General features: G+C 52.4%; 18 protein-coding genes and 1 pseudogene. 11 read left to right on the forward strand and 8 right to left on the reverse strand.

Going from position 1 to position 16,697, the window contains the following annotated elements:
- Positions 1-490: 490 nt before the first annotated feature.
- The 8 genes and pseudogenes from CLAC_RS13175 to CLAC_RS09090 form a co-directional block, all read left to right on the forward strand.
- Positions 491-796: pseudogene (locus tag CLAC_RS13175) on the forward strand (tyrosine-type recombinase/integrase); the annotation flags it as partial.
- Between the two features lie 78 nt (positions 797-874).
- Positions 875-1,432, forward strand: a complete 558-nt coding sequence (locus CLAC_RS09065; RefSeq protein WP_053412641.1) for a ParA family protein — start codon at positions 875-877, stop codon at positions 1,430-1,432.
- Between the two features lie 88 nt (positions 1,433-1,520).
- Entirely contained in the window at positions 1,521-1,736 is a 216-nt protein-coding gene (locus CLAC_RS09070) for a ribbon-helix-helix protein (protein ID WP_141764566.1), read from the forward strand.
- Positions 1,737-1,855: 119 nt separating this feature from the next.
- A complete protein-coding gene (locus CLAC_RS09075) occupies positions 1,856-2,314 on the forward strand; it encodes a hypothetical protein (protein ID WP_053412643.1) in 459 nt (152 codons plus the stop codon).
- Between the two features lie 137 nt (positions 2,315-2,451).
- The gene (locus CLAC_RS09080) at positions 2,452-2,826 is read left to right on the forward strand and encodes a hypothetical protein (protein WP_053412644.1); all 375 of its coding nucleotides are present in this window, start codon (positions 2,452-2,454) and stop codon (positions 2,824-2,826) included.
- Positions 2,827-2,912: 86 nt separating this feature from the next.
- Positions 2,913-3,086, forward strand: a complete 174-nt coding sequence (locus tag CLAC_RS12675) for an antitoxin VbhA family protein (protein ID WP_156324815.1) — start codon at positions 2,913-2,915, stop codon at positions 3,084-3,086.
- Positions 3,083-4,342, forward strand: coding sequence for a Fic/DOC family protein (locus CLAC_RS09085; RefSeq protein ID WP_053412645.1), 1,260 nt, complete (start codon positions 3,083-3,085; stop codon positions 4,340-4,342). The genes CLAC_RS12675 and CLAC_RS09085 overlap by 4 nt, the downstream gene beginning before the upstream one ends.
- Positions 4,343-4,730: 388 nt before the next feature.
- Positions 4,731-5,042, forward strand: coding sequence for a hypothetical protein (locus CLAC_RS09090; RefSeq protein WP_053412646.1), 312 nt, complete (start codon positions 4,731-4,733; stop codon positions 5,040-5,042).
- Positions 5,043-6,063: 1,021 nt separating this feature from the next.
- Here the strand turns inward: CLAC_RS09090 and CLAC_RS13180 are convergent.
- The 6 genes from CLAC_RS13180 to CLAC_RS09100 form a co-directional block, all read right to left on the reverse strand.
- Complete coding sequence (locus tag CLAC_RS13180; RefSeq protein ID WP_082313293.1) at positions 6,064-6,795, reverse strand: SDR family NAD(P)-dependent oxidoreductase; 732 nt, start codon at positions 6,793-6,795, stop codon at positions 6,064-6,066.
- Complete coding sequence (locus CLAC_RS09095) at positions 6,788-8,440, reverse strand: ABC transporter ATP-binding protein (RefSeq protein ID WP_082313295.1); 1,653 nt, start codon at positions 8,438-8,440, stop codon at positions 6,788-6,790. Before CLAC_RS09095 ends, CLAC_RS13180 begins: the two co-directional genes overlap by 8 nt.
- Positions 8,441-9,020: 580 nt before the next feature.
- On the reverse strand, positions 9,021-9,926 hold the full coding sequence (locus CLAC_RS13185) for an alpha/beta hydrolase (RefSeq protein ID WP_425388822.1): 906 nt from the start codon (positions 9,924-9,926) through the stop codon (positions 9,021-9,023).
- Positions 9,927-9,987: 61 nt separating this feature from the next.
- A complete protein-coding gene (locus CLAC_RS12680) occupies positions 9,988-10,815 on the reverse strand; it encodes an HTTM domain-containing protein (RefSeq protein ID WP_156324816.1) in 828 nt (275 codons plus the stop codon).
- A gap of 544 nt (positions 10,816-11,359) precedes the next feature.
- Complete coding sequence (locus CLAC_RS12435; RefSeq protein ID WP_082313298.1) at positions 11,360-12,781, reverse strand: phytoene desaturase family protein; 1,422 nt, start codon at positions 12,779-12,781, stop codon at positions 11,360-11,362.
- 129 nt (positions 12,782-12,910) lie between these two features.
- A complete protein-coding gene (locus CLAC_RS09100) occupies positions 12,911-13,105 on the reverse strand; it encodes a hypothetical protein (RefSeq protein ID WP_245621851.1) in 195 nt (64 codons plus the stop codon).
- A gap of 183 nt (positions 13,106-13,288) precedes the next feature.
- Between CLAC_RS09100 and CLAC_RS13055 the strand changes: the two genes are divergently transcribed.
- From CLAC_RS13055 to CLAC_RS09115, 3 genes are all read left to right on the forward strand, one after another.
- Positions 13,289-13,417 (forward strand): hypothetical protein, encoded by a 129-nt coding sequence (locus tag CLAC_RS13055; RefSeq protein WP_281175538.1) that lies wholly within the window; start codon positions 13,289-13,291, stop codon positions 13,415-13,417.
- A 70-nt stretch (positions 13,418-13,487) separates the two neighbouring features.
- Positions 13,488-14,644, forward strand: a protein-coding gene (locus tag CLAC_RS09110) for an IS3 family transposase (RefSeq protein ID WP_425388796.1) whose coding sequence is annotated in 2 segments (ribosomal slippage) — positions 13,488-13,764 and positions 13,764-14,644 — 1,158 coding nt in all. Because the reading frame shifts where the segments join, the coding sequence is not laid out codon by codon here.
- Positions 14,645-14,769: 125 nt separating this feature from the next.
- Positions 14,770-15,060, forward strand: coding sequence for a hypothetical protein (locus CLAC_RS09115; protein WP_156324818.1), 291 nt, complete (start codon positions 14,770-14,772; stop codon positions 15,058-15,060).
- Positions 15,061-15,528: 468 nt separating this feature from the next.
- Here the strand turns inward: CLAC_RS09115 and CLAC_RS09120 are convergent, their stop codons facing one another.
- Both CLAC_RS09120 and CLAC_RS13190 read right to left on the reverse strand, forming a co-directional pair.
- A complete protein-coding gene (locus CLAC_RS09120; RefSeq protein ID WP_156324819.1) occupies positions 15,529-15,933 on the reverse strand; it encodes a hypothetical protein in 405 nt (134 codons plus the stop codon).
- A gap of 68 nt (positions 15,934-16,001) precedes the next feature.
- Positions 16,002-16,355: a pentapeptide repeat-containing protein gene (locus CLAC_RS13190; RefSeq protein WP_082313300.1), complete on the reverse strand. Its 354-nt coding sequence runs from the start codon at positions 16,353-16,355 to the stop codon at positions 16,002-16,004.
- Positions 16,356-16,697: the final 342 nt, after the last annotated feature.

A 16,697-nucleotide genomic window follows, 5' to 3' on the forward strand; every position in this document is an offset into this window, starting at 1 on the left:
TGCTTATCAGTGATCGCGCGAACCTTGCACCTATTCCCGCTGGGTGGGAATTACCTCTCCGAAACTGGGAAATCCACTTACGAGCGCAAGGAATGCGACCGGCCACAATCGATACCCGTATCCGCCATGTTCGACGTTTGGCCCGTGAACTTCACGCGCCAACACCAAGCACAGTTACTGAATCAGCCCTCACTGCCTGGAGCGGTGAGAAAAACTGGCATCCGGAAACCAGGCACGCATATCACGCGAGCGTACGGACGTTTCTGCGCTGGTTTGCAACGGACTCCCACTGCCCGGAGTTGCCAACGCTGCCAAGTGTTAAACGCCCAGTTCCCCCTCCACGTCCGATCCCCGAGGAAATCCTCGCCGAAATACTTGCTGAGGTTACTGACCGCACCGAACTTATCCTGCGGCTGGCTGCTGAGCTTGGACTTCGAGCAGGAGAAATCGCACGACTACGCACAGACCGCTTTGCCGCCTCCCCTCGGGCATTTGGAACCTCACCGTCGAGGGCAAAGGTGGCAGAGAGCGAATCCTTCCTGTTCCCGCCAAGCTGGCTGCAATGCTGCGCCGAAGATCCCACCAAGTCAACTCACACTGGTTTTTCCCAGGCCGAATCGATGGGCACTTATCTTCCCGGTACGTCAGCAAACTCGCCTCACGAGCGCTTCCCGGCACCTGGACGCTTCACCCACTGCGGCACAGGTTCGCCACCGTCGGATATCAGGCCTCCCATGACCTGCTCTCCATTCGACAGGCGCTAGGCCACACCAGCGTGCAAACCACCACACGCTACACCGCGTCAGACACAACTGGACTGATCTCAATCACACGCGCAACGCAATTGACACCATCCGACGAAAGGAATCACACAATGACGACAATCGCAATCTGTAACAACAAAGGTGGTACGGGGAAAACCACGTCTACAATCATGCTGGCAACCTACTTCTCAACGCTGGGCAAAAACGTCGCTGTCCTTGACGCTGACCCCCAAGGATCTGCGACGGATTGGTCGCTGCTGGCTGCCGAAGCCAATAATCCGTTGCCCTTCCCAGTCACTCCCGTCAACAAACGCTCTATCAGCATCTCCCCTACCGGCGCAGACATCGTGCTGATTGACTGTCCTCCCGGCGACCCTGCACTCATCGACGCGGCACTACGCACCGCCGACGCTGTCATCGTGCCAACCTCGCCATCTGGAATTGAAGTAGCTCGCATGTGGGAGACACTCGAAATCATCACCGACAAGCCCGCTGCAGTACTCATCACCTCAGCACAGCTAAACACCACGACCCTTGAAGACTTACTCAACGCACTCGACGAGGCTGGCGTTCCAACTTTTTCCAACATCATTCTCGCACGTCAAGCAATCAAACGAGCATGGGGCACCACCCCCCTCCCAATGGCACGGATACGACGGCGTTGCTGATGAGATCCTCACAGAATTCCTACCGCAAAATCGCTAGCCCGCATACGGGCATGACCGCATTAATCACGAGAAGAAGGAAAACAATCAAATGAGAAAACCCACCAATGCTATGCACAAGCCAGCTACCACGCCAAAGCGCGCACGCGATACTTTCACGCAAGCCACCCAAACTGACAATCGCGTCCATCTCACCGTTCGCATTAGCCCGGAACTTCGACACCGGCTCAACATTTACGCCGCAGAAAACCAGCGCACGGTCACCGATATCGTGACACAAGCCGTCACCGACCTACTCGACTCCTAAACCACTACCGAAAGAATGTTCTGCAATTCAGACCGCCAAATCCGAGCACCGTGCAATCATGCCCGCATGACCACACGCCCGCCTGACCGCACGCCCACACTTCACGGAAAAGAGGACTCATGACCTACCCATCTACTAACTATGAGCATCACCCCCAGGACAACCAGCAACTTCCTAAATACGACATTCAAAAGCTGGCTATCAACCTCGGTGCGCTCACCGTACTCGGAGGTGTCGTCGCATTCGCCGTCATCTTCCTTGTATCAGCCACCATCAACGCATTCAGCAACCAACCAGTGCCCGAACTATCTGAATCACTGTTTCTCGCAGTGTGCTCCGCACTAATCGGCCTGTGCTTCGGTTTGATCTACCTTCCTATAGACGGCACTGGAAACGAAGGACTGTACAAGGTAGCGGTCGGCGCACTAACTGCCGTGGTCTCAGTCGTTTACGTCCTCTACGGCGGACTGCTCGGCGGTGACTGGTCAACGCTCAAGATCCTTGCCGTTTTCCTCTGTGCAGCAGCAATCGCAATCATGGCACCTGCCCGCATTGCACCAGCAGTCAACTACGCCTAATCCAAAAGCACTCAATCGAGCAACACAAACTTGCTCGATTGAACAGCTTCATACTTCTTCATCTCGCAACTACCCAGACTTCCAACATGCCCGTCTCACCGCACGCGGTACTGACCGCATAGAGAAGGGATATTCCCATGATGCCTTACTACATTTTCATGTTCTTCGTAGCCGTCTTTTTGTGGCGCAAATTCCGCAACCTGACCGATTTTCTAATTCGCTTCGTTCCGCTCGGCATCATTTGCGCAATTCTCTATGTTGTCGTCGCCACCCCGTTTGTCCTCTTCGGTGAAGTCTTGCATAAGCGCGAAGACGGTAAGAACTGGCGGGAACAGCAAATTGAACAGACAGGCATTGACCCTTGCGCTGAACAACCTGACCAAGGCGATGACGTCCTGCCAGGAGTATCACAGCAATCCTTGGAAGACGCCAACACTCTGTCATGGGAAGAAAGAGATCAAAGACTTAAGGACAGCTACGACTTGATGATTAAGTGCAAGCACGGCGAATAGCGGACATGCGGGCATGACCGCAGTCCTGCACGCCGGCATGCGGGCAGCGCATTACGAAAAATTGTGATGGACTATACACTCACCCTATGGATCGAATTGAACGTAAAGTCCGCAATGCCGTTGCCTCCACACAAGCCGAGGGAGTCCACCTCGACGAAGAGGATATTAAAGCGGCCCACCGCCTAGCCCGAGGTCAATCCACAGCTGCTGACGAGATTCGCAAACTGGGCTTCATTCCGAACGAAGACTCAAACCAGTGACGCAACAGGAACGCTGGGACAATCTCCTTTTCCCCGGCACGAATACGCTACGAAATAAACAAGGCATCACAGACGAACAGGCGTGGCAACAGGCCGAGGGACAATTATCTCTCAGGCGCAGCTTGACCCTGCCTGCGCTCGGATTTGATGGGACACTTTCCGATCAGCTCACTCAAACGCACGAACACCTCTTCCAGGATTGCTACGACTGGGCCGGACAGTTCCGTGATCTCGACATGACGATCCCCAGCGCCAGCCACCCCGACGGCTACGCCACTTTTGCGAGCCATACCACCATTGAAGCGCGGATTGCTGAACTCGACGAAGTCGTTGACGCACTGGACTCAGCTAACTACGACGACAAAATCGAAGCTCTGGCTTATCTTCATTGCGAGCTGAACGAAATCAACGCCTTCCGAGAGGGAAACGGACGCACAACACGCGCGCTCATGGAAACCCTAGCTACCAGATACGACATCGAGCTGTCCTGGGAAGGACACATCAGTCAGCTACATGATGTCTCTGCGGCTTCCATGGCTGGCACCACGCTAAATTCGGCACCATTCCACAACTTCGACAAGCAAATATGTCAACCAGCCTCACACGATGACGCTGACCTAACCATCGACGAACTGTTTGCTCAACAGCATGAAACCGATGCAACAAAGAACCGGCTCGACCAACACTTCGACCGCTATACACACGCACACGACTACGAAAGGAAAACACCCACGATGGCTCAGCAAAACTGGGATGTTCCACTGGACTTCTATGGACGACACTTCGACCTCAAGGTCACGGTCGACCGCTACGTTAATGGCGGACGACCCGGCATTACTCTCACCCATGAAGAAGACGGCAACGAAGAAATCTTCACAACGCTGACCGAAAATGCACCCCACATCGACCTCGACGACGACCGCCGCCAAATCATCATCAACCACGATGTCACACGCGAAACCCTCAACGCCGTATTTGACTCTGGTCTACTAAACCGTGAGCCTGACGACACCGTCTATCTTGGTATGGCCGCGTGCAACGTCCATTCTTTTACAGATGAGGCCCAAACGTGGATTAACGACCAGCTGGAAAACATTGAAATTGACCAATCACAAGTCGATGCGTTCGCCTTCGCACAATCGGCTTACCCCAATGGCATTCAGCTCAATGACAGCCACGCGGAGCAAGGTAATAGCCAGCCCCAGCCCGAAACGCAGGAATACAGCACAGTTGATAGTGAAGCGACAGAAGCATAAGACCGCAACGCCCGCATGCGGGCAGGTGGTCATGCGGGCATGACCACATACGGAACCCCATGCGCAGCATGGGGATTTTTCTTTTAAGGATCGACACCGATCCTTAAATCTCGTTTTTCCATGAGAAGCCTGCGGCGATTATACGGTCGACCCGCTCCACGCAAGTCCAGCGACGGCGTCGTCCGATTCCTTCAAAAAACTTTTCTACGCGCTCCAGTCGCGTACCGCTCCTTGCGCTTATTCCGCAGAAAACTTTTCCTCCTTCCTCGGATGCCTGCACTTGCATTCCACTTAGCTCGACCTAATCGGCACTCCGTGCCTTCTCAGGCAAAAAACGAGGACGGGCACCACACCAAAAATGGTCACCGCAATCACGCAAGGAGAGAAAATGCCACGCTACATTACGATTCCAATCGGTTTCGCTGCCACCGGGACACTCTTCCGACTCGCAGAACTTGTTGCCAACGAACTTACCGACGACCACGACCTGAACATCGAACCAGACACTGTCTCGCTTGCGCTCGACGAGTGGTCAGAACAAGCACTTCTCCACATCGACGACATGCCTGCACCATGGATCGCCAATGCGCTAGCTATCCAGACCCACGCATACAACGCTGTGGATACAGCAGCGGAAAACTGGCTCGAAATCGCCGTAACAGATGCAGTCGAGAAGATCCGTCTATCCACGACTGGCTAAAGGCCAGCCCACATGCCTGCCCGCGGGCATACCGGCAATATTGCCCAGGCATAAGAAAAGCGGGGTCAGACGTAGCCATTAAGCAAATCACTATCCATTTGGCCAGCTAATGGGTCTGATATACTAACCTGCGGTTTCGCCCAAAGCTTCGGTTATTCGAGCTTTGGTGCGACTTCTGCGTCGACGTGCGGGTTATTTGCCACCGCACGCGATGGCTCGCCTGCACGTCAAACTGGCGTTGGAGAGTTTGTCGACACGGGAGGTTCATTATGCATCAGCATGAACAACCCGGCAGAGAAAGAAAAAACTCTGCAGTCAGATACGGGTGGCAATTCGTATCACTGACTAGCAGAGTTCTCTATATCTTTGCCGTTTTGGTCGAGCACCACAGCTGGATTGCTGAGATGCTTCACCAGCTTGGCAGTTAATGCCAAGCGTTAGTCCTAGTGGTTGCCGCCGCTAGGGCTAACTTTTTGACTAGGGAGAGCATGACACGTCCCTTTGTCAACGAGGCCATGCTAACACAATCAATGCCAAATTGAGATATTTTTTAACAACCGGGGGCAAATCTAGCATGACCTAGATCGCTTGCGCTCTAGGTCATGCGAGTACAGAGAGGAGAGGAGCAGTCATTTCGATGGCGCTGGTCGTGTCAGGCAATCGCTAGCGGTAGCTGCGAGCGTCAGGACAGGACAATCACACGGGCACGGAAGTCGCGGCCGAGGCATAACGATTAATCATCATGATTGATATTCAACAACTCATCATGCTTGTCTCGCTGATACCGAGTGAGGAATTCTTCCGGAATCCTCATACCCTTAATGTATTCAGAGAATCTAGTTCTTCCTCGGGCACGTGGGTTTGAGCACAGACTTTCCCATGCCAAGAATAGGGTTACTCTTGCCTCAGAGGCACACTTGTAAAATAGCTAAGCGCGCTCTGACTAGACTCCTCCTGAGTTTGTTGAGCCCATCGATATGGAACAAGTCCTGTGTCCTTTCCCATCCGGGAAATTACTCTGCTAAAACAAACCACCGGACACATTCAGTATATCTCCGCTCACCCAGCGATTATCTTTCCCCAGCAATGAATAAATAGCATCGGCGACATCATCAGGGTTCGCTACTCTTCCTAGGGGCGTAGCCAAGCATAATTCGTCTATAACCCCTCCATCTGGCGCCTGTGCCGTAAACCCCTCCGTCAGAGTCGGCCCCGGACGAACCACGTTCACCCTAACCCCAGCCGGGCCAAGCTCACGAGCTAAGACTCGAGAAAAAGATTCGAGCGCAGCTTTGGAAGCCGCATAGGTGCTCATCCCTTCCTGACACACAGCAACATTCGGAGAAGACACCATGACGATAGCCCCATCCGCTCCCAAGGAAGGACCGAGTCGAGAGCAAAGAATGAAAGGACTAACTAGGTTAATATTCAAGGGCGCCATCCAGTCTTGGACGGTCAGTTCCGACGCCTGAGTTGGAGTAAAAGTCGTGGTAGCACAGTGGATAATTCCGTGAAGGGGCCTCTTCTGCGACAACACATCCGCTAACTGGCACGTTTGTTCAGTGTCCGTCAAATCACACTGGTATGGGTATACGCTCCCATCGAATTGAGAGGCCTCCATTTGAATGTTAGAGGCCGCTTCATCTGAGGAAAGCCATGTGTAGGATACGTCATATCCCTCTCTTAATAATCGGGACACAACTGCCCGACCGATACCCCTGGTTGCACCGGTAACGAGAACGTGTTTACGCATTTGAAGACTTCCTACTATTCGGTGAATTTTCGACGATTCTGCCGTCGACAACTACTAAAGTGCGTTCTGCTAGATTCACGATGTTTGCATCGTGGGAGGTAAAGATGACCGTAGAATCGGTCTCCAAGAGCCTGCTCATCGATAACTCTGCTGACGCTGAATCAAGAGCGGATGTCGGTTCATCCACAAGGATGACCGGTGCATTTTGAAGAACAGCCCGGATAATGGCAACTCGCTGCCGCTCCCCGCCCGACAAACCACTGTTACCTGATCCTACTGACCTACTTAGTCCATCAACGCTGGCGAAATTCTCCAGCCCGAACTGACCTAGCATTGCGATAAGTGTTTCGTCATCGAAGCTCTCCCCTGTCCCGAGGATCAGGTTCTCTCTGAGAGTGCCCGAGAGTAAGTCAGGCTCTTGTTCAACATACGTAACCATAGCCCGAAGATCCCTCCTGTTCCAGTCTTCGAGGTCTTTCCCTCCAATACGGATATGACCGGCCGAGACGTCGTAAAACTTCAGAAGAAGACTGAGTATGCTGGTTTTTCCGGAGCCAGAAGCTCCTGTGAGTGCCACTTTCTCGCCTGATTTAACCGTTACGGTTGCATTATCTAAGATAGTTCTTTTTTCTCGGACATACGAGACCGCGTCAAACTCGATAGTTCCTAGAGGGGTGGGCCCAGTGCACAGAGACGAACTGCTCTCGGTTGAATCTTCAACTTCGAGCCTAAGAAGCTGGTTAATTCTGTCCAGCGCTCCTCTAGCCTCAAAGAAAGCTCCAAGGGACTGAGATACCTGCACGATAGGGGCAAGCATCAGAAAAAGCGCGGTAACGAAGACAGTAAGTGCTTCTCCCGACAAATCACCGTTGCTCAATCTAATAGACCCGAACAGAACGACCGCGAGAAGTGCCATGTAGGACGCTACAGTACTCAAGGGCTCAAGAACGGCTTCTACAAAACTCATCCTTCTCCGGTTTCGGTAGGCATGGTCGATCTCAGCCGACAAGTTGCCAATGACCTTCGTCTCTACTCGAAAAGCCTTAATAGTTCGAATTGCCGATAGGGCCGACTGCAGGATTTCACCGAGCGCTGCAAGATGATCCTGAACCTTCGACGAGAGGTTTTGCAAAGAACTTGAGATAGACACAATAATCGCTAGGGCTACCAGCAACACTGCAATAACGACCAAGAGCAATTTCCAATCCACCACCGCCATATAAATGAGAGCACCGATGATGACAGTGAAGCCCCCGACGAAATCAGTGAGGGTGGAAGAAAAAGCAGTACTGACGATGGATGTGTCTGAAGTTACCCGTGTAGTAAAGCTACCTGATCCCCCTTTTTCAAGCTCTCTCACCCTCAGGTAAAGAAGGTGATTCGTGATTTTTTTGCGCATATCACGGACTGTTCGATCCGCAGCGATGGAGACCACGTACATTGTGGCAGCTGTCAAAACGGATGTACCCAGAACAGTTAACAGCAACAGCATGAGAGGTTGCTGGAGCTCTCCGCTACTCACTCCGGATATCAACTGGCCGACAAGTGCGGGTTGGAAAAGAGTAACAGCGGTAGATAACAATGATAGGAGTATCCCTAGAGTAATCAGTCCAGCATTGTTTCGCAGAAGGTTAAAGGCTGTCATTGCGTCAATTTTCTCAGTTCAGGCTCTTGCCGAGGAATGGGGTTAATGTGGTGCGTCAGCAATTCCGTTTCGGACCGCGAAACGGTAGTAAAAGACAGGATCCTCATCTTGCGCGTAACCTGCAGCGCGAACCAGCATCACCTCATACTCAGATGTGTGGGGAGAAATTTCGTCGGCATTGACTACCATAAAATTGGCAATCGCCTGACGTCCTGCTTGAATGACATTGCAATCTGTCCTAGAAAGAGTGGGACTGGCTAAGCTCTCTAAGGTGGAAAAGATATCGATGATACCTTTAGATCTCCGAGACGCCCCAGAATAAAAAGGAGACAACCACGCTGGACCGTCATCGTTGCGAGATGTAACTACCTCTTTCCAAGGGGAGAACTCATTCCCTTCCCGAACCCTGTAGAAGAGATGATCGTCATAGACTCCCGGATTGGGTGCAAAGAAAGCCCAGTTGGGCATAAATATAGTTGAGCTCAATCGAAATAGAAGGCCCCTACTCCGATGGTTTCCTCCTGGATGCTGTCCGAGAAAAGTTAGCGTAAACCAAGACCCGAACACGACCTCAATAACGTTACGCAGCATGAATGGAACCACCGTTCACTATTTGGGAAATCCGATTCACTGCGTCCTTGTCAAGGACAATCGTGTCATGAGACGTCTCGCCAAGAATAGTCATATCCGCAGGGGAACAAATGTACTCGGCAAAAAGTTCCTTTTGTCTAACATCCCCCACAGACCGTGCGGAGGCGACCACATGGACTTTTGCTGATGGCTGAGGCGCACGAATTACGGTACCATCAAAGAGCAACTTCGCTAGCGTAGTAAATTCTCGTCTCGTAGCACGTACACAGCGGCTACTCCGACGCTCCCTCCTTACGGCATCAACATGGGGATGACGTCGCCCGTCAAGAGCGCGTGGACCTATCGATGCGTCTAAAAGCTCCCCCCCAAATGGGCTTAGAAGATGACGTCTGTTCAGTTCCTCCACACCGAGCATCACCCCCAACATACGTTTTGGATCTCTCCTAGCCTCATGTAGATGTGAAGGCTCAATAAGTAAAGCATTACACCAGCTGGGTTCCTCTAGACCCATTAACGCTAGGTACGCTAGCAACCCACCAAATGAATGTCCTACGACAGTAACCCAATGATACTGCTCATGCAGCCACCGAATAATCTCGGCCAACTCATCCACCGACTGAGTGACAGAGTAGGGAGCATCTGTGCAAAATCGAGAAGCTCCATACCCGGGCCTATCGTATCTAATCACCGTCCTGCCTGTGAGCTCCGATATCTCTTCCCCAAGTCGAACAAGCGACACTGATGAATTTCCCATTCCATGAACCAAAAGAATACAGCCCTGGGAATCATCGACGCCCGCCCGCTTATACACCGCAACCTCATTACGCGCACAAGTCTTCCGCATATGACGAGGCCAATTCCTAGAGAATCGATCCGCGTAGAACGCCCCAAACATCTCTCCCGCTTTGAGAGCCCCGAGCGCACCACCTGTAATGAGAGCGGTTTTTCTATAGAAATCAGTCACTAAATCGTCCTTTAAGCCGATTGGTGGAATTCATAACAGCTGGATAGGTGGAGGTAAACACTATAAAAAATCGACCCAAGCCCATAAGAGGAACATTTGCCGCATGAAAAGCAAACATCGAAGCAAGAGCCACTTTCCTCATCCCCCGATGCAGGAGTAAAAACGGGAAAAGCATTTCCACCACCACTGTGGAATAGGTAAGCGACTCTGACAATCGGGGATTTCGTCGCAGAAAACGGTAGAAAATTCGGTTCCCATAAACTTCGGTGCGGACCACCCGTTCAACCGCAGTACCATTGCGCCATTCTCTCCCCAGTGACTTGACTGCACCGGCAACAAAGTAACTGAATGCCGTCTGCGCTGCAATGAAATCAACAGCCAGATCCCGGTTCTTCCCACCATCTATCCGGCCTAAAGCCGATGAGGCTAAGATAATAGCTGAATACTGTTCTGCACCGTCGCTACCGTTGATCGTATACCGGTTTCCTAACAGGTAAGATAGTGCACTCACTGAACTTGCTACCAGTCTGGTATTGTTACCAGTCGGTAGCAAAAGCACTACTGACGCACCGATGCGTGCTGTAGCAAGACAACGGACAAAAATCTCTCGTACCCCAGCGTCGGAAATTCCACCCCCAGAGTTAAAAAGATACTTGGTGTAATCCCAATCATTAATCCCCCCGAACCGTCGCTCTTTCGGAGATATTCCTTCCAACGTTGCGAGAAGCTGGGAAAATGCCGAAGCCCTTTCAGCAAATTCAAGAGGGGCCTGCAGAGGCTTTTGTACAACCCTCTGCAGGCCTTTCAACGCGTCAATCATTTTTAGTTAGTACCTAGACAGCCACCAGGGTTTCTACACGGTCAGATGCAGCAGGCTCGGCGCCGCGTACAGTACGCTTAGTAGCACGCATGATACGGACGGTAATCCGAACAGTCACAGTTGGTGTACAGGTCATCGGAGCGGATCCCATAGAGAGAAATCCGTCATAGTTGGCGGGGATCAAGCCTCGGTCTTGAGCAGAATTAACTGCAGTAGCGAGCATACTGACTACCTTCCATTCTTAGGGGGCGTGTGATTTGAGAGCACTTCTTTACATAAAATGCCCGTAGTGAACTATCCCACTTCTGTGGGTGCTAGAACCATATCACGGTTCGAATACGGTCGCAGGACTATATCCACATTTTCTCATCACGTAGAGTTGCGAACTCCCTTTTGCTGGTACTTATGCGCAGCTATGGGATATACTCCCCCTCATTCCGATCCGTGTTCTCAAGTTAGTGGGAAGAAAAGGGGTGTTCACCTGCATATTTATCTAGACCCGCATGGCAGAAATTTTCAATCATCCGATATTCGCAAGCCTGGACTACCTTATCTGCATAAGAGCCTCTTCGGCAGCCCACCATCCAGGCATGCCATGCACCCCTGCCCCCGGTGGGGTTGCAGCAGATGCCAAATAAAGTCCTTTTCCCAAGCGGTGTGGATGCACAGAGAATGTCGGACGAGCTAGTGATTGCATACCTCCCATAGCACCACCAGCAATGTCACCGCCAATGAGATTTGGATTCCACCTTTCTAACGCTGCGGGGCTCGTGTCATGGGTCTCCAGAATTACATCCCTGAATCCAGGGGCAAAGCGTTCGATTTGACGAATGATTTTGTTGCGGACCTCGCCAGGGAACCTCTCGATGTATGCATGGGGAACATGAGCGTATGTCCACAGTGTCATTCCCCGTGAAGGATCGGCGACATATTGCTGACAAACCATAACGAATGGTTTCTCCGGCATTCTTCCTCTCGCAGCTTCTTCTTCAGCACGAGAAATTTCTTCTACGGTACCTCCGACATGGACGGTGCCAGCTTTTGCCACTCGAGGATCACTCCACGGGATAGGTTCACTTAGCTTAAAGTCTACTTTGTAAGTGGCAATTCCATATTTCCAGCGCTTCAAACCCAACTTCTTCTTATGAGGGAGGTTAACGCCTTGCATTTCAAGTACTTGCCTCGGGGTTAAATTTAATATAGTGGCATCGGCGCGGGGAATATCACGCAAATCAGTGATTTCACAGTTGGTATGAATACGTCCTTCATGGGAAAGGATAACAGCGACCAAGGCGTCAACGATTTTTTGAGACCCCCCTTCTGCGACAGGCCAACCCCGAGTCATACCAAGGGATCCAAAAACTATTCCGAATGCACCGGTGAACGTCCTTCTAGGAGAATCAATGGCGTGAACTGCACTGCCGGCTAGGAGAGCACGTGCCTTTGCGGTAGAAAAATAAACCTTGCCAAGCAAACTCGCAGACAAAAGTGCAGGCGGCCCAAATTGCGCCATACGTACAGGGTGCGGTGGCCAGCCTAGAACTGGTCTCAACAAATTAGCTAAGTGTTCATTGATATGGTCAACAAAGGGAGAATGTAACCGAACCCAAGCTGGGGCATCAGCGCCTAGTAGTTCGGCAGTTTCAGCAAGCGAATTGGTGAGTAATCCAGATTCTCCATCTTCGAAGGGATGAGCCATTTCATAGGGAGCGTTGTGCCATCGTAATCCATACTCTTCAAGTCGAAGCGCTTGGAAAGCTGGACTTACAACACCAAACGGGTGGCTGGCAGCACCCATATCAACAACAGTATCTGTAAATATTCCTGAACTTGATGTCGCCGCTCCCCCAGGTTTTTCTGCGCGCTCATAAACCTCAACGTCCCACCCCTCAAGTGCCAGTCTTGCAGCAGCAGTGAGCCCATTTGGGCCAGCTCCAACAACAACAGCTTTAGGCTGGTAAAACATTGGCTTTTCTCAATTCTGCACCATAATCAGCGCGTTCACAGAGGTTCACTTCGAGGGGCTTTAGCTTCTCTAATAACTTTACCGAGGATGAAGGCCGGTATTTACCATAGAGACACGTTTTACGCTGCATTAAAAGAGGTAGATGTCGCGGTCGTTGACGTCGAAGCAGTTGAGCAGGTCTCCCCAGAGCTGTTGGTCGTGACTTGACTCGGTCGCAGGCCGGTTTTCCGCCTTCCACTGCTTAATGTGGTCAAGCCACCGGAGTTTGAACTCGGTGAGGTTGTGGCGAATGGTAGCGCGGTCAAAAACAGTCGTAGGGGCCATAACCATCAAGCATATAAGCCCACACACTAGCCGCCCGCCAAGCAAGAGCTTTAAGCCACTTTCCTACTCGGGACGGCTGTATATCGCCTACGGCATACACACTCTTATTCTCAGAAAAATGCAGCACACAGGCTGTGCACACCCTCCCGATAGGATAAGCCCCAGCCCCAGAAAGGAGAAGTAATGTATGTAATCATTGTCCTGGCTGCACTGGTGTGCGCCGCCGTCCTGGCCGTCCAGACCATCCGCCGCGAACAGCCACAAGAACGTATGCGCGTCGCCGTGATTGGAGGCGGAACTGGCCCGGGCTGAAAAAACTAGACCATCTGGCTTGAGAGTGTCTTCCGTGACAGCCCCGGTTGGGGCAGGAAGACTGGAGAGCATGAAGAAGTTCTCGAAGCACACACCCGAACAAATCGTGGTGAAGCTCGACAAGGCCAGGTCCTTGAAGGAATCTGGCAGCACCGTGGCAGAGGTTTGCCGTGAGCTTGGCATCAGTGAGGCAACGTATCACCGGTGGCAGAGACAGTACGGCGACATGACTCGCAGTGAAGCACGGCGGTTCAAGGAGCTGCAGGAAGAAAACGAGAAGCTCAAGCGGTTGCTTGGGGAGGCTGAACTCGAAAAGTCGCTGCTTAGGGAGTTAGCAGAGGGAAAATTCTGACCCCGGAACGCAAGTACAAAGCGATTGACCATGCCCTATCGTTGGGGTACTCAGTGCGCTTGGCATGCCGCGTTGTCGGGGTTTCCCGCGGGGCGTACTACAACGCCCGACGCCACACAACCGGGCCTTCTGCCACCGACAAGCACGCCTCGTTGCGCAGCTGGTTGGTGACCTTCGCTGCATCCCATCGTCGCTGGGGCTACCGCCGCGCGTGGGTTAAGGCTCGTGAGGCCGGGTTTGACTGCGGCCGCGATGTCGTGCGCCGCATATGGCGCCAGGAGGGTCTGCGGGTGTTTCCACGCAAGGCTCCCAAGCGGCGGTGTCTGCCCCTATCCACCCCTCGGGTTGAGCCAGCTGCGTGTCCCGGTGATGTGTGGGCATTGGACTTCCAGTTCGACACTGACTACCACGGTAAGACGTTTAAGATCTGCAACGTCATCGATGAGTTCACACGTGAGCACGTGGGATTCGAGGTCGGGCGGTCTATTACCGCCGTGTCAGTCATTGAACTGTTGAGCAATCTTGCTGCCTCCAGAGGTGGCCGTCCGCGAGTGTTGCGCATGGATAACGGCCCTGAGTTCATCAGCCACGAGCTGAACAAGTGGGCGGCCAAGGAGGGTACTGTTGAGGCGTTCATACCACCAAGACGGCCATGGCACAACGGATTCGTGGAGTCGTTTCACAACCGCCTCCGCGATGAGCTACTCGAAGACGAGATGTTCGACGACCCGGCCCACGCCAGCCACTGCCTCAGGTTGTGGTCGAAGCGCTACAATACGTGTCATCCGCACTCAAGCTTGGGCTTTGTCCCGCCAGCGCAGTACGCCAAACAATGGCACCTAACCCAGGGAGGCCCTCAAGCCGCCCGGTCCTAGATTTCAGCCCGCTCCAGACTGAAGTTCCCTACTCAGTTTGGACCGTCGCAACGAATGGTAGTCCAGTTCCGGTATCCATTGTGCGATCGTGGGGTCATGATTTCCCCTGTACTAGGTATCTAAATGTGGCAACAGGAGACGAAATCTTTCTATGCGCTTCAATGAAGAAAATCGCAGGAAAGCTCTACAATCCGGCACTTGCTCACTTCATTGTGCTGAAGCGGTTCGGAGCTACGGGAGATATTGTTGATTTAACTCAAGTCATTGAATCAACAGGTGAGTTTCCTCTCCGCGAGGCACAGAATCCAAACACTGAATACGCGGAAAAGATCGCCAGTATGAAGCGTGTGGAGGAATTAATTGGAAAGCCTGTGACAGATTCTGATTTCAACCGGGGCGAGGATAGCTGCACCTAACACCTAAAACAATCGTGGCTGTTCTAACGGGTTAACAGGCCTACGCGCGGCACGAGCGTAGGCCTGTTCATTCCACCCCCCCCTGCCAACGCCGCACGAACATCACGCGAGCGCTGCACCCGAGACCGATTCTGAGTGTCCAACCCTGGGCGCTGGCCACGTGCTCGACCGGTCAGCGAAGCGTATCGCGCATTTGCCTCCCGCGTCGACGCGATTACATGGCGCGAGTCAATACGGACACACAACGGTTCATTGCAACGATGGTCTGCTACGACCTCAGAATCTGAAATATCTGTGCCAGACAGCATCAGCGCGAAACGATGCGCTGACACCGAATACTGCCGACCATCAACACGAAAATTAATCCGACCATAGCCATCAGGCGAAGAAATCGCTCCCGTGAAAATCCAACATCCATCAGGAGACGGACTTTTCACCACCTTTCTCCAAAACGACTCAACGACACGATTAGGAATTGTTGCTGGCAGCCGAGTCATTGGCATCCGGCTCCGCGCCTGCAACCCCATCAGAGTTGGACTCCTCTACCTCAGTATCGTCGTCTGCCTCATCATCGCTGTCCGGTTTCTGCTCAGTTTCCGCTTTGCGGGCGTGCGGTGAACCAACGAGATCAAGCGCCTCATTAATCCGGCGCATGGGAACAGTGAAGTCCTTCGCCAGCTTTCCCTTTTTCTCTCCCTCGCCCAGCAACTTATCAAGCGCCAGCCCAAATGACTCAAGCGCGTCGTCCAACGCTTCTAACGCGATGAATGCGTCAGTACGCGCTGACCGCATACGGGCAAGACGGTCGGCTTCTTCCTTTTGAAGCTCGCGCGCACGACGGCGGGCTTGTGCTCTTCTGTCTTTAGTCACCATGCCCAAAGAAAAACACCGCGCAGAAACAAAGTTAAGACGCTACCCCCCACAACAAGCGCTAACACTCACTAATTTCCATCTGGACGGTGTATATCAACGGAGGATGTGGCCAGTCCTATGCTGTTTCTGAACTGCTCAGGTTCAGCATAAACCGGTAGAAGACAAGCGTCGAAAAACTTCGCTCCATCAAGTACCGCGCCCCGAAAATCAACCTCGCTAAGGAATGCGCCTTCAAAGTCTGCATCAATTAGGTTCGCATTCCTCATGTTAGACCACGCCAGCATTGCTCCTCGGAAGGAGCATCCCTGGCACTGGGAGCCTTCAAAATCAGCGGCGGATAAATCATAGTTTGAGAAATCTTTACCCCTCAGGTCTTTTCCTCGTAATTCTCGACGAGAGGATTCTGACATTTCTCTGTACATCGAGCACCTACTTCAGCTGAGGAGAATTGACTACCCAGTCAGGACAGCGTCCCTGTACCCATGGGCAGTATGTTGTTACAACACCATATGGTCGCCCATCGGTGACCTTGTTGAATCCAACTACTGCCAGAACATCCCGAGTCTCCAGTTTGCGGCATTTCCTGGTCGGCCCCCATCCCTCACATCGAATATGATCCATCGGCAATCGGTATTCGACTCTATCTCCGCCGTTAAAGGTTTCAATCTTGGGAGCATACTGGGTAACTACTCGCGGTGCATTAGCACTAAGCCCGTGTTTTGACTGAATCTTTGACCGAGCACGTTCACGCATCACTACTCGTC

Origin of the sequence: Corynebacterium lactis RW2-5, assembly GCF_001274895.1 — a bacterium.
GTDB classification, from domain to species: Bacteria; Actinomycetota; Actinomycetes; order Mycobacteriales; family Mycobacteriaceae; genus Corynebacterium; species Corynebacterium lactis.

Coding starts and splice junctions, on each gene's coding strand:
- CLAC_RS12675 (WP_156324815.1), top strand. CDS start 2,913: ATGGATCGAATTGAACGTAAAGTCCGCAATGCCGTTGCCTCCACACAA.
- CLAC_RS09100 (WP_245621851.1), bottom strand. CDS start 13,105: ATGGCCCCTACGACTGTTTTTGACCGCGCTACCATTCGCCACAACCTC.
- CLAC_RS13185 (WP_425388822.1), bottom strand. CDS start 9,926: ATGTTTGGGGCGTTCTACGCGGATCGATTCTCTAGGAATTGGCCTCGT.
- CLAC_RS09095 (WP_082313295.1), bottom strand. CDS start 8,440: ATGACAGCCTTTAACCTTCTGCGAAACAATGCTGGACTGATTACTCTA.
- CLAC_RS09120 (WP_156324819.1), bottom strand. CDS start 15,933: ATGGTGACTAAAGACAGAAGAGCACAAGCCCGCCGTCGTGCGCGCGAG.
- CLAC_RS09070 (WP_141764566.1), top strand. CDS start 1,521: ATGAGAAAACCCACCAATGCTATGCACAAGCCAGCTACCACGCCAAAG.
- CLAC_RS13055 (WP_281175538.1), top strand. CDS start 13,289: ATGTATGTAATCATTGTCCTGGCTGCACTGGTGTGCGCCGCCGTCCTG.
- CLAC_RS09080 (WP_053412644.1), top strand. CDS start 2,452: ATGATGCCTTACTACATTTTCATGTTCTTCGTAGCCGTCTTTTTGTGG.
- CLAC_RS13180 (WP_082313293.1), bottom strand. CDS start 6,795: ATGCGTAAACACGTTCTCGTTACCGGTGCAACCAGGGGTATCGGTCGG.
- CLAC_RS09090 (WP_053412646.1), top strand. CDS start 4,731: ATGCCACGCTACATTACGATTCCAATCGGTTTCGCTGCCACCGGGACA.
- CLAC_RS09065 (WP_053412641.1), top strand. CDS start 875: ATGACGACAATCGCAATCTGTAACAACAAAGGTGGTACGGGGAAAACC.
- CLAC_RS12435 (WP_082313298.1), bottom strand. CDS start 12,781: ATGTTTTACCAGCCTAAAGCTGTTGTTGTTGGAGCTGGCCCAAATGGG.
- CLAC_RS13190 (WP_082313300.1), bottom strand. CDS start 16,355: ATGTACAGAGAAATGTCAGAATCCTCTCGTCGAGAATTACGAGGAAAA.
- CLAC_RS09075 (WP_053412643.1), top strand. CDS start 1,856: ATGACCTACCCATCTACTAACTATGAGCATCACCCCCAGGACAACCAG.
- CLAC_RS12680 (WP_156324816.1), bottom strand. CDS start 10,815: ATGATTGACGCGTTGAAAGGCCTGCAGAGGGTTGTACAAAAGCCTCTG.